The 12594-nt window shown below is 44.5% G+C and carries 10 protein-coding genes and 1 pseudogene; 1 reads left to right on the forward strand and 10 read right to left on the reverse strand.

Features of this window, described 5'->3' with window-relative positions:
• Window positions 1–9 precede the first annotated feature (9 nt).
• The 4 genes from B5E64_RS10105 to B5E64_RS10120 all read right to left on the reverse strand — a co-directional run bounded on the left by B5E64_RS10105 (window position 10) and on the right by B5E64_RS10120 (window position 5201).
• Window positions 10–1959 carry a fructose-1,6-bisphosphatase gene (locus B5E64_RS10105; protein ID WP_087168400.1) on the reverse strand — a complete coding sequence of 650 codons (1950 nt, stop codon included), beginning with the start codon at window positions 1957–1959 and terminating at the stop codon, window positions 10–12.
• Window positions 1960–2210: 251 nt separating this feature from the next.
• Window positions 2211–3044 (reverse strand): acyltransferase domain-containing protein, encoded by an 834-nt coding sequence (locus B5E64_RS10110; protein WP_087168401.1) that lies wholly within the window; start codon window positions 3042–3044, stop codon window positions 2211–2213.
• A 97-nt stretch (window positions 3045–3141) separates the two neighbouring features.
• Complete coding sequence (locus B5E64_RS10115; protein WP_087168402.1) at window positions 3142–4842, reverse strand: M3 family oligoendopeptidase; 1701 nt, start codon at window positions 4840–4842, stop codon at window positions 3142–3144.
• A gap of 143 nt (window positions 4843–4985) precedes the next feature.
• The gene (locus tag B5E64_RS10120; RefSeq protein ID WP_242958991.1) at window positions 4986–5201 is read right to left on the reverse strand and encodes a hypothetical protein; all 216 of its coding nucleotides are present in this window, start codon (window positions 5199–5201) and stop codon (window positions 4986–4988) included.
• Between the two features lie 230 nt (window positions 5202–5431).
• Between B5E64_RS10120 and B5E64_RS10125 the strand changes: the two genes are divergently transcribed.
• Entirely contained in the window at window positions 5432–6109 is a 678-nt protein-coding gene (locus tag B5E64_RS10125; RefSeq protein ID WP_087168404.1) for an alpha/beta hydrolase-fold protein, read from the forward strand.
• An 89-nt stretch (window positions 6110–6198) separates the two neighbouring features.
• Here B5E64_RS10125 and B5E64_RS10130 read toward each other — a convergent pair.
• The 6 genes and pseudogenes from B5E64_RS10130 to B5E64_RS18390 form a co-directional block, all read right to left on the reverse strand.
• Window positions 6199–6531 (reverse strand): annotated as a pseudogene (locus B5E64_RS10130) (iron-containing alcohol dehydrogenase); the annotation flags it as partial.
• An 84-nt stretch (window positions 6532–6615) separates the two neighbouring features.
• Window positions 6616–9255 carry an FtsX-like permease family protein gene (locus B5E64_RS10135; RefSeq protein ID WP_087168405.1) on the reverse strand — a complete coding sequence of 880 codons (2640 nt, stop codon included), beginning with the start codon at window positions 9253–9255 and terminating at the stop codon, window positions 6616–6618.
• The gene (locus tag B5E64_RS10140; RefSeq protein WP_087168406.1) at window positions 9249–9959 is read right to left on the reverse strand and encodes an ABC transporter ATP-binding protein; all 711 of its coding nucleotides are present in this window, start codon (window positions 9957–9959) and stop codon (window positions 9249–9251) included. Before B5E64_RS10140 ends, B5E64_RS10135 begins: the two co-directional genes overlap by 7 nt.
• A gap of 57 nt (window positions 9960–10016) precedes the next feature.
• A complete protein-coding gene (locus tag B5E64_RS10145) occupies window positions 10017–10937 on the reverse strand; it encodes a HAMP domain-containing sensor histidine kinase (RefSeq protein ID WP_087168407.1) in 921 nt (306 codons plus the stop codon).
• Window positions 10938–10941: 4 nt separating this feature from the next.
• Entirely contained in the window at window positions 10942–11616 is a 675-nt protein-coding gene (locus tag B5E64_RS10150) for a response regulator transcription factor (protein ID WP_087168469.1), read from the reverse strand.
• Between the two features lie 97 nt (window positions 11617–11713).
• Entirely contained in the window at window positions 11714–12436 is a 723-nt protein-coding gene (locus B5E64_RS18390; RefSeq protein WP_242960145.1) for a helix-turn-helix transcriptional regulator, read from the reverse strand.
• Window positions 12437–12594 lie beyond the last annotated feature (158 nt).

Consider the following 12594-nt stretch of genomic DNA (forward strand, 5'->3'; position numbering starts at 1 on the left):
TGCTCCTCCTTAATTTCCTCTCTCTTTAATTGTTCCTGACCGGTATGCGCCGATCAGTTCCTTTAATTCCCCAATCTTTTTCAGAAGCTGTTTTCCGTTATCCGTATCTCCCACTGTCTGGCGCTTGTGGCTGTAATTCACCGCAATCTGATGGGAGACAATATCTTTTTCCTCCTGAATGGCGATTTCTGTCGTCTCAAACGGCTCGTGTGCCGCAAGCGACATTCCGTAGGAATTATAAATCAGCGTATATCCGGCGATTCCGGTTTCCCTGTGATATGCTCTGGAAAATCCGCCATCGATAATCAGAAGTTTGCCTTCGCATTTGACAGGACTTTCTCCTTCTTTCTGATGCACCGGAACATGCCCGTTAATAATACGTGCCTCTTCCCCTTCCAGTCCGAATTCTTTCAGGATTTTCTCTGCCGTCTCTTTCTTTTCCAGAAGTTGATAATACGCATTTTTTACTTCCTGATGCGTTTCTTTTTCTGCAATCAGATACCGCTCAAAGGTCGCCATCTTACTTCTGCCATAGAGCGGAGATCCCGGTGCAGACCATAAAAACCAGAGAATATTCCTGCCCCGTTCTTTCTCCTCCTCTTCCATTGAGAAGAATGCTTTACGCACATACTGTTCCAGGACATCGTAGAGTGCCTTTCCATGATAAGTCTGCCCATAAACCGGAACTTCCATAAAGCTTCCGTCCTCATTCATCGGCACACATCCATGATACAGAAGATTTCCATTGTATACTTTATAAAGGCTGCCCTTCTTTAACAGGAACTTCACATGCTTCTGCAGTTTCTCACAGTTTTTGAAGGCCCGTGTCAGCCTCTCCATCACGTTTTTCTCCTGTTCGCTCAGGGCATATGGCTCAGCCGGATCGATTGTCGGAAACCGCCCGTCCAAAAGCTCATACTGTTTTCTGTCAATCCTGATCTGATTTGTTTCGTAGTCAATCTGATCAAGGAGACAACGTCCATTCATTCCAAACTCCGGATTTTCGCTGGCAAGCTGTCCTTCAATTTTAAACTGAATCACTGAAATTGCCTTGTGCATTCTCTGCTGAAGCGCCAGCGAAATATCTGCTTTTTCCTGCTGGGTTTTGATTCCGAACTGCCGGGCTTCGTCATCCACATAGGTCTCCAGCGTAAAGGTTACAAGCGGAAGCATGTTGATGCCGTATCCATCCTCCAGAATGTCCAGATTTCCGTACCGGAGGCACAGGCGAATCACCGTCGCGATACATGCCTGTTGTCCGGCTGCGGCTCCCATCCAGAGGACGTCATGATTTCCCCATTGAATATCCAGTGAATGATAGTCCATCAGGCAGTCCATGATCTGGTGCGGCAGAGGTCCCCTGTCAAAAATATCGCCGATAATATGCAGATGGTCTACCACAAGCCTCTGTATCAATTCTGCCATCGCTATAATGAAAGGCTCTGCCCTCCCGATATCCAGAATCGTCTGAATGATGGCCTCATAATACGCCTCTTTGTCCGAAAGTTCCGGCTTCTCTGTAATCAGCTCTTCAATAACGTAAGCATAATCCGGCGGCAGCGCTTTCCGTACCTTGGATCTGGTATACTTGGAAGAAACGACTCTGCAAAGTTCGATCAGACGGTAAAGCGTCACTCGATACCAGTTCTGCATGTCCTCCCCGGACTGTCTTAGCTGTTCCAGCTTTTCTCTCGGATAATAAATTAATGTTGCGACCGACCTCTTCTCCGCCGTACCAAGGGTATGTCCGAATACATCATCAATCTTCTTTCGCACGGCACCCGAACCATTTCTCAGCACATGGGAAAAGGCCTCGTATTCCCCGTGAATATCCGACAGAAAATGTTCCGTTCCTTTCGGAAGGTTGATAATTGACTGGAGATTGATAATCTCAGTGGATGCCTTCTCGATTGTCGGATACAGTTCAGCCAGATATTCCAGATATTTATTTTGCTCCATATTCTCCTCCTTACCGCGGCGCGAAACGGATTTAAAGCCTTTCGAAAACCAGGTATTTCCCCTGCCAGAATCCCTGCTCTATATTTGATTATTATAAAACAGACAGGAACTGGTCTGACCAATTCCCGCCTCGTTTCTCTGCTTCAAATCATCTCACTGCCCGCAGGTTTTCCGTATCACTTTACCTGATGAAATGATTATATCATATTTTCTTATCAGTGCGTAAATTTCTCGTTCAATTTCCACTCAAATTAAAGCAAAATAACACCACAGCCAAATCCAAACCGCTCTTCCTGCTTCAATGCCATCCTTTGAAGAAACGTAGAGTCTGGAGTAAGTCTCTTTTCTTTCCCGTTAAAAAGATTTTCCATTGCCTGATCTGAATTTCTGCTTGTACCAATTATCTGAAACTTTTCCGCAAACTGCCTGATATGGGAGGACGGAGAAAGAGCTTGGATCATCGGCGGATAAAGCAGCCAGCTGTAACACAGAAAAGCCTTATATTTCGTTTCAGGATCAATCTGAGCAAAGAACTTTTTCGCTCTTTGGAAGGAGTCCTCCACCGCCTCTGTATGCAGATCTGCCCCTCTTTGAACATGACAGTTTAACACCGGACAGCCGCAGGGAAGAAGTTCTTGTGCATTCGTGGAATAAATCATATAAAAATAATCATCATCCAGATATACCATTTGGAATGGCTGAAACTGCAAAGAGCCAATTTTAAAAATCTCAGCATTCATAATGTGGCGAAACCAGATCACATCGTCTTTTTCAAGCCCGGCCCGGCCGGTTTTCTGAAAATAAATCTCTGCCCGCAGCGTAACATCCTGGAAGGTATCAAAAATAATACTGTCCGAGATTCCCCGTGCCCTGTATTCTTCATATTTCTCCACAAGAAGACAGGTAATGACAGCTAAACGGACAGCCGGAACCTGATCACACAGGAAAAACTGGAAATCCTCTCCCTGATACGCTTTGTCTGCAAGCACTTCCACTGTGTCACCCAGCCTGTTTATTTCCTTTTGAACCGCTTCCTGAATCTGATCCCGGTAATGCAGTTCTGAAAGCATGGTATGCAAGGTCATTCTGTCACCTCCATAACATAGTTACGGACTGAGAAAGCTTGTCCCTTTCTCAGTCCATCCATTGATGTTATTTTTAACATCCTATTTCTTAAACACTTCAGATTTTATGCTTTTCCAGCCACTTACCGGAATACTCCGCGATCGAACGGAGACATCCGTCCTCCATCGGAGAAGTCAGTCCCGCTCCCTTTACCAGTCCGAGGAATGTATCCGTACCTCCGCGTTTTACAAACTCTTTGTATTTTACCCAGGCCTGATCCCAGTCTTTTTCGATTTCCAGCCAGAACTGCAGCGCCACGGTCTGTGCCAGACAGTAATCAATATAGTAAAACGGTGATGCGTAAATATGGTTCTGTCTCTGCCATCCGGCTCCTCTTTCATAAAAAGGAATTCCCTCCAGATCCAGATACGGGCGGTACCGTTTTTCCAGCTTCAGCCACGCTTCGTTGCGCTCCTGCGGCGTCATCTCCGGATGCTCATAGACTACCTGCTGGAAGTGATCCACCAGACATCCATATGGAATAAAATTCAGCGTTCCCTCAAGGTGGGAAACTTCATATTTCTTTGTCTGATGTTTGAAGAACAGCTCATACCACGGTGTCGCAAAAAATTCCATGGACATGGAGTGAGTCTCTGCAGCTTCCATGGACGGCAGATGCATGGAAAGCAGATCGATGTGCTTTTCCGCCATGTAGGAGGCAAAAGCATGTCCCGCTTCGTGGGTCAGCACATCCACATCTCCTGCCGTACCGTTAAAATTGGAAAAGATAAACGGACAGCCATAGCCCGGTATATCACAGCAGTAACCGCCGGTCGCTTTCCCCGGTTTAGCTACCACATCGAAAAGCTCCCGTTCGAACATCATTTTGATAAAATCCGCAGTCTCCGGGGACATTTCCGTATACATCCGGCGTCCTGCCTCCATGATTTCCTCCGGCGTCCCCTGCGGAACCGCATTGCCATCCGGGAAACGGAAGGAATCATCGTATATTTTCAAATGATCTACACCGATGCACTCTGCCTGTGTCTTCTTGATTTCACAGACAACCGGGACGAGATCCCGAACCACCTGATCGCGGAAGTCCGCAATGGCTTCCGGTGCATAGCAGTTTCTCTGGCGGCGCACATAGCCAAGCTCCACGAAATTTTTCATACCAAGGCGGTGTGCCTGCTCGGTACGGTTTTTCACCAGTTTATCGAAAATTTCATCCAGTTCTTCCTGATGATCATCAAAAAACTTCCCGTAGGCTTCGTACGCTTCCTTCCGGATCTCACGGTCCTGGCTCTGCATAAACAGTCCCATCTGGGAAAGATTATACTGTCCGCCCTGAAATTTGATCTGCGCTCCTGCAAGCAGAGACTGATACTGAGTCTGCAACGTGCTCTCCTCCTGAAGAAGCCCGGTAATTTCCGGTGAAAATCCTTTCATCGCAAGATCCAGATTCAAAAAGATCACTTTCCCGAATTTTTCCTCCAGTTCTTTCCGGAATGGCGAGTGAAGCAGCGCTTCCTTGTATTTCTGCATCTCTTCTTCGAGAATCGGAGAAATCCGGTCGTTATATTCCCGCTCTTTTGCATAAAATTCATCTTTCGTATTCACCGTATAACGGATGTATACGAGAGAATCTGCTGTGGAAATCTCCTTTTCCACTTCATTCATCCGGTAAATGGCCGCTGCCTGCTCTTCGGCAGAAGATGCCTGTTTTACCTCTTCTGTGATTTCCCTGATCTTCTTTTTCACTTCCTCGAGATCGATTCTTTTGTAAGAAAATTCGCTGAATGTTTCCTTTCTCTCCATATGACATTTCCCTCCAGTCTTAAGATAGATTCAGTATACCACATTCATACAGGCAAAAAAAGGCGGGGAGTACGACATTTTCCAGTCGTCTCCCCGCCTTTTTCTGTCTGTCTATTCTGTTTTTGTGCCCTCACACGCTCTTCCTAATGTGCAAATCCGGCAAACGATAATTCGCATCCGTGTCCAACACGGCTGAAGATATTGACGATTCTCGTCATGACTTCGGGATACTGCTCCTCCTGTGTCAGAACCAGTATTTTCGTATTATCTTCCGTAAACTCTGCCCGTTCCACCTCCGGGATTTCCAACATCTCTTTCAGGATTTCCGAAACCATCTCCTCTGTCAGATTTTTTGCCACTCGATAATACCTTCCCAATTTTAAGGCCTTCTTTCTTTAATTAGTTATTTCTAACTTTTAGTATAGTCCTTCCTTTTTCTGTTGTCAAAGAATTTCTGATAAAAAATTATCAAATATGGAATTTCCAGAATGCCCGATGTATCCTTTCAAACTCTTTCCGGTTAGTTTTCTTTCTGCTATACTATTTCTATATTTAATTAAACGATATGAAAAGAAAGGAAGAACGTTTTATGCAGTCTTTTTCATTGGGCCAAAATCAGATTTCCATTTTACCCGGCAGACGACCGGACGCACCCGTTATTTATCTTCCTTCGGTTAAGGACGAAGGTGCCTGCATCTCCCGGTATCTGCTGGAATCCGGCTGTCCGGATCTTACACTTATTTCGATCAGTGATCTTTCCTGGAATCACGATATGGCACCCTGGGACTGTCCGGCTGTCTTTCCAAAAGGTGATCCTTTTACCGGAGGCGCTGACGCATACATCCACCAGCTGACAGAGCAGATTCTTCCTGAAGCAGAACGGCGGATCGGATCCGAACCAGTCTGGAGAGGAATCGCCGGCTATTCTCTTGCCGGGCTGTTCGCCATCTATACGCTCTATCACACAGATCTGTTTTCCAGAGCTGCCAGTATGTCCGGTTCTCTGTGGTTTCCCGGCTTCTCCGAATACATGGAATCCCATTCCTTGGCTGTCCGGCCGGACTGTATTTACCTTTCTCTCGGGAAAAAAGAGCACAAAACAAGAAATCCTCTCATGAAAACAGTCGCACATCATACGGAAAAGGCCGTCTCCTGTTTTCAGTCACAGAACATCCACGTAACCTTTGAATGGAATGAAGGCGGGCATTTTGATCATCCGGATCAAAGAACAGCAGCGGGTATTCAATGGATCGTGGAACAGCATTGAATTCCATGCCAGATGGTGAAATATCCAAAAAAACCGCTGGATGCCCCACACAAAGGCACCAGCGGGTTTTTTGCTTTTTCTAACTGTTTTTACATCAATCTGCGGAACAGATCTTTCAGATCTTCCACGCTTGCGTCTTTCGGGTTGCCAGGCGCGCAGGCATCTGCATGAGCAGATTCTGCAAGGAAGTCCAGATCTGCTTCTTTTAATGCTTCCAGTTTTGTCGGGATTCCAACATCTACAGACAGCTGCTGAACGGCATCGATTGCTGCTTTCCGGTATTCTTCAACAGACATCTCGTCCACACCTTTGACGCCCATTGCTCTTGCAATTTCACGATACTTTTCTCCTGTACAGTCAGCGTTGTACTCCATTACGATCGGCAGCATCATAGCGCATGCAACACCATGCGGAGTATCATAAAACCAGTATCTACCTGATCTGGAAAAAATATCAGGTATTTACCCCTATTGCAGAGCGGATGCTGGAAATGGTGAAAGAACGGTTTACCGTCTGATCTCACTGATAATATTTTCGCGTATCATCTTCCGTGCCGGAATCATCACCGCCACAATGGCAAGCACCACATTCAACACCATGATTCCGGCCAAAACCATGTTCGGGACCGTGGAGGTTACATGTAAAAACTGTACGACATGTGCCATGTAGTAATCCATGACTCTACGAAAAATGTAATGATAACATACGAAGATCAATGCATCTGCCAGTAATCCATACAAAATACCTGTCTGCAGGATCATTTTGTAAAAGCCACTGTCCGTAATCCCCATGGCACGCATGATTCCGTATTCCTTTCTCCTTGCGAGAATGGTGTGGTTCATACTGTTCATAATGTGGAACAGGCTGATGATGAACAGAATCACTGCAATGCTGGAGAAGAAAATCTGCTGCTGGTTCAGATAATTCCTCTGTGTCTTAATCGCGGAAGTATAGTCCTGCAATACTGCTTTTGGAACATCACGAATCGTCTGCAGTAACTGATTACTTACGCTTGCCGTCTCTGCTCCTTCTGCCGGTGACGCATGGATAAAACTGTAATTCGTGATTCCGAAGTTTTCTTTCATCTGTTCATTTGTCATAATGATGCTCTGCGCATTTTCCCAGACTTCCGTATTCAAGAAATCCTGTTCCTGAGCCAGCGGTCTGCTTACAATGGCCGCGATGACAAATTCTTTTTCTATATAATTTTCTTCCTTGCTCTGAAATTTCAGCAGGTCATCTGTATACGCCTCTGGCTTTGGAACCCGCAGCGTAATCGTATCTCCCGGCTTTTTCCCGTAAAAATAGTAATTCCCCTGGCCATCCATATTGGCCGTCACAATCACCTGGTTCTCACTTTTTATGGTTTCCGGTGAAATTTCCCCCTCCAGAACATAATCACGAAGCTGTTCGATCATTGCCTCATCGTAACCATACACATCATATTTAATCCGGTACGTTCCATCCTCCTGCTGATTGCAGATCCCCGCATACCTCTGAATAAAATACGGTTCCTCATTTTGATATTGAAAAAAATCTTTCCATCTCTCATCCGCCAGGAATTCACCTTTTGTACGCTGTATTTCTCCCAGCATATACTTTGTTGCGTAGACCTGATCCGTTTCCGGCATACTTTTTATTTGATCCGCCACCGATTCCGGAATCGTATCTTCCAGTGAATTGGACTTTAGACCAATCCGGTATTCCGAACTAAGTCCGTCGTCCGATTTCAGAGAAAGCTCCGCATGCACTTTCAAATTCTCTACCATATAAGTGGTACATAAGAAAATACAGCCGCCAATGGACAGGGACAACAGAATCCCAACCACTTTCCTCCTGTTCGCAAACATAAATTTCCTTACTACCACTCCTGCCATGTTCACATGACGCAGTGCATAGATTTTTCTTCTTTTTGTAAAAGAAAGATCGCCGCTCATTCCTTCTTTCAAGGACTGTTTTCGCATGGACCGGACTACAAGGAACGCAATTAGCGCAAATGAAATCAGCAGGAACACAAATCCAAATACCATGGCGTCCCAGGAAAGATAAAACTGAATCCCTCCGCTTCCTTCTGCCAGCGTCTGGTCTGCGACAGATAACACCTGTTCTCCAAAAACTCCACTGAATCTCTGATACACAAGTCTTAGCATCCCGTTGCCTAAAAGGCATCCAAGGGGATATCCAACGAGAAACAGCATCCAAAGTTCCAGAAGCAACGTGCCACCGATCTGCTGCTCACTGACTCCCAATGTCTGCAGCATGGCATATTCGGAAGTCCTCTTTGACACAGAAATATTAAATACACTGTATACAATAAAAAGGCTGAACAGACACAGCAGCAGAATCATTCCATAGTAAGCCAGATTGTAATCGCTTTGTAATTGCAGGACAATATAGGTAAAATTCCCTTCCTCGCTGGTCAATCCGAATTTCACGGTATCATAAACGTTCTGGGGTTTCTCGCCGCCAAGATACTGTGTGACTTCATCGTTCCCGACAACAGCCTCGGAGGAAATCCGGTGTTCCTGTAAAAACGCATCCAGCTGCCTGTACAGCTTCTTGTCTTCATCGAATTTCAAATATAAGAAGGTCTGACTTCCCCGGCCCGTAAAAGAATCACTCACAAAGACTTCCATCTCACTGGAGCTTGCCGCCCATTCACTTTTGAGCACTCCTGTTACCACATAATCCTTCTCGCCAATCCGAAGAGAATCCCCAGGATTACCGGAAAATCCAAGATTGCTGAGTACATATCCGTCCGCTGCAATTTCATTTTCCTTTTCCGGGAAGGTCCCCTCCAGCAGTTCTCTATGTGCCATCTGGCGGTAAGCATCATCCGCGTGGATAAACGTGATGAAAAATTCTTCCGAAACCACATCGCGGATTTCCATCTTTCCGCATTGTTCCAGATCATATCCGTCTCCCTTGTCGCCGCTCTGCACAGACTCATATATTTCTTTGTCTGTCTCAACATAATAATGCCAGTCGCCGTAAATAGTTTTCCTGTTTGCAAGATCACTTTTCTGGCTGCTGTAAATCAGAGAACTGATTCCGGAAAGCAGTGACGCTGTTAATAAGACACTCACAAAAATGGCCAGTGTCTGGCTTTTGTAGTACCGCATGTATTTCCATGCCAGTTTTAACATACGCCATCACCGCCTTTTACCGGGAAGCTTCTCTTTCCCGTAATAATACATCCATCTTCAATGTGGATCACCCGGTCACACGTCTGGGCGATAGCTTCGTTGTGGGTTACCATCAGGATTGTCTGCTTATACTTTCTGCAGCTCGTTTTCAATAGCCCCATGACCTCAATCGTTGTGGCCGAATCCAGATTTCCTGTCGGTTCATCGCAAAGGAGAAGCTGCGGTTTATTGACAAGCGCCCTTGCAATGGCTACTCTCTGCTGCTGTCCGCCCGACAGTTCATTTGGATATTTCTTACGCTTCTCCCAGATGCCAAGCTCCCGCAGCAGTTCTTCCATGTACTTGCGGTTGATATGCCTTCCCCTGTCAAAGGTGACCGGCAGGGCCACGTTGTCATATACATTCAGCACCGGCATCAAGCTGTAATTCTGAAAGACAAAACCAATATTTCTTCTCCGGAAGATAGTCAGTTCTTTCCTCGACAAAGAACCGATTTCCCTTTTCTTGATGAAAATCTTTCCTCGTGTCGGATTGTCCAAAGCACCGATTAAATTGAGAAGTGTCGATTTGCCCGAGCCGGACGTGCCTACGATAGCAACAAACTCGCCCTCTTCCACCTGCAGATTGATATTTCGTAATGCCTTGACCTGATTTTCTTTTTCGCCGTATATTTTTTCCACATTCTGTAATTCTAAAATACTCATCCGTCATCGCTCCTTTTCTTGATACCTCCAGTATAGAGGGAGGATCTTGCAATTTCGTTACAAAACGGATGATTCGTTCTTACAGTTTTGTAAGAACACAGAAAAACAGCTGCCTTTTCCATACTCGGAAACAGCTGTGATGTAACCCTTCTCTTTTTCCAGAATCAGATTCGACAGATACAGGCCGATCCCGGAGCCTTCCATATTCTCCACTTCCGGACTTCTGTAAAACCGTTTGAAAATTTCTGTCAGTTCTTCCTGCCGGATGCCCCGTCCCGTATCTGCAATCTGAATTTCTGTATACAGTTCATACGGGCGAACCTGAATCCGAATCGCTCCGCCTGGTTCTGTATACTTTACGGCATTTTCCAATAGATTCACAAAGACTTCGGCTGTCCACTTCCGGTTGTGATACAGCAGTCTGTCATCAAATTCTTCCATTTCAAGGCGGATTCCCTTTTTCTCCATCTTCGCATAGACTGCATCCACCGCATCCAGAATGGTCTGCTTTATCTTTGTATCTTGCACTTCAAATTCATCAATATTTTGCTCCAGCTTCACCATTTTCGAAAGAGACTCTACAATCCAGTTCAGCTTTTCAATCTGTCTCTGCATTTTATCCGCAAATTCCGCTTTCTTCTCCGGCGCCAACTCACCTGTCCCCATAATTTCCGTATAAAGAGAAAGATTCGCAAGCGGGGTTTTCAGTTGGTGAGACATATTGGACACCAGACTTTTCACCTGCTCCTTTTCCTGCTCTGCACTTTGGGCGTGATTGCCAAGTACTTCCTGAATCTGCTTGATCTTGCTGATCAGGGCAGAATATTCTCCTTCCTCAACATCAGAATATACAATCATTTCCTGACTTAATACGCTGTCCAGCAGGCGGTCAATCATGCGGTATGTTTTTCTTTTCTGATAAATGCCGTAACAGACAGATAGAAATAAAAGTACGGCTAAGATGATCGTAATCCACATCGTTTTATTCCTTCCAGATGTATCCGATTCCATGCACCGTTTTGATATGCACAGGATTGGATGCATCATCTTCTATTTTCGTACGAAGCCTGCTGATATTGACAGACAACGTATTGTTATCTACATACTTCCCGTTACTGTCCCAGATTTTCTCTAAAATCTGATCTTTGGAAAGAATATGGTTCTTATTCTCGATCAGGTATAAAAGCAAACGATATTCTAATTTGCTAAGTGGAATTTCCTCTCCCCGTTTCCACACTTTACAGCTGCTCTGATCGATGCTTAATGATCCGGTGACAATCTTGGCAGTTTCCACTTTTTCCTGTAAAATCCGCTTCATTCTCGCTTTTAATACGCCAAGGGAAAATGGCTTGGACAAGTAGTCATTGACTCCCAGTTCCAACGCCTGAATCTCATCCAGCTCGGTATCACGGGCAGTCAGCATAATAATCGGAACATTGCTGTAGCTCCGCACCTCTTTGCAAAGTTCAAACCCTGTTCCGTCCGGAAGATTGCAGTCCAAAAGGACAATATCGTACTCTCCCTTCTCTATTTCTCTCAATCCTTCCCTTTTGGTTCCCACTTCTGTAATATCATATCCATCACCGGAAAAAGAGAAGGATAAGCCTTCTCTTAAATCCGTATCATCTTCTATTATTAACAGTTTGTATTGATTCATGTTGCAGTTCCTTTTCAGCAGTTTTTTCAATTATAGCATAGATTGCAGAGAATCTCTCATCTATTTTCTATCTGCCCCTTCAATAACAGGATTTCTATTAATTGATAGAATCCCACAATTCCAATGCTCTGTTAATAATTGGGAGGATTTCTTCTTTTCGATTGTTCAATAAATTTTCCATATGTTCTTTTTGCACATCGGTTAACTTTTTCGATGGATTCATCACATTACCATTTTCGTCTATTTCGACCTCTCCCGGATATAAAGCCAAATATATGTTTTTATTCTCATCGATATTTATTGTAATATCCCTGTCACCTTTGCGGGCAGTCAGTACGAAATTATCAGTGTCTAATTCATATTCGCCGATGCTTTTCGGTTCTACGAGATAATCAACATCATTCTCTGTTAAGGCATAATATCCCTGATACCTTTCGATAAAATCTTCATTCAATTCTTTTGTAAAACCGGCATTCTCCACTTTGTCATACATACGATTGTGTTGCATTTTACATACACCTATATAGATCCCGGCAAAAACTCCGACAGTTAAAATGCACGTTATTAAACCTATAAAGGCTTTTTTGTAAATCTTAAAGTGATCCATTCTTTTTACCATGAGCATATCCTCCTTTAACATCGTGTCGAGCGACACATCAAATTCATTGCTGATTTGAACAAGCGTTTGTAAATCAGGATAACTTTTTTCATTTTCCCAATTAGAAACCGTTTGTCTTGTTACATGGAAAATTTTTGCAAAATCTTCCTGTGTCATGTTTCTCTGTTTTCTTATTTCGATAATCTTTGCACCGATGTTCATTTTGTTACCTCCTTCTGGATTCATTATCGAGCTCATGGTTCAAAAAAGCCAGCAACTTACCTTTACACACCTAAAATACTTACGCAAAGAATCTTTGACAAGCAGAAAAATGCAGAACCGCACAGCCTTTCGGCCATGCCGCCCTGCATAAATAGAAC

This window comes from Drancourtella sp. An12 (assembly GCF_002160935.1).
GTDB lineage: Bacteria > Bacillota > Clostridia > Lachnospirales > Lachnospiraceae > Sellimonas > Sellimonas catena.

Bases quoted from the DNA above. Each gene is read 5' to 3' on its own strand.
- B5E64_RS18390 (WP_242960145.1), bottom strand. From the start codon at position 12,436: ATGAACATCGGTGCAAAGATTATCGAAATAAGAAAACAGAGAAACATG.
- B5E64_RS10110 (WP_087168401.1), bottom strand. From the start codon at position 3,044: ATGACCTTGCATACCATGCTTTCAGAACTGCATTACCGGGATCAGATT.
- B5E64_RS10105 (WP_087168400.1), bottom strand. From the start codon at position 1,959: ATGGAGCAAAATAAATATCTGGAATATCTGGCTGAACTGTATCCGACA.
- B5E64_RS10145 (WP_087168407.1), bottom strand. From the start codon at position 10,937: ATGTGGATTACGATCATCTTAGCCGTACTTTTATTTCTATCTGTCTGT.
- B5E64_RS10140 (WP_087168406.1), bottom strand. From the start codon at position 9,959: ATGAGTATTTTAGAATTACAGAATGTGGAAAAAATATACGGCGAAAAA.
- B5E64_RS10135 (WP_087168405.1), bottom strand. From the start codon at position 9,255: ATGTTAAAACTGGCATGGAAATACATGCGGTACTACAAAAGCCAGACA.
- B5E64_RS10125 (WP_087168404.1), top strand. From the start codon at position 5,432: ATGCAGTCTTTTTCATTGGGCCAAAATCAGATTTCCATTTTACCCGGC.
- B5E64_RS10150 (WP_087168469.1), bottom strand. From the start codon at position 11,616: ATGAATCAATACAAACTGTTAATAATAGAAGATGATACGGATTTAAGA.
- B5E64_RS10115 (WP_087168402.1), bottom strand. From the start codon at position 4,842: ATGGAGAGAAAGGAAACATTCAGCGAATTTTCTTACAAAAGAATCGAT.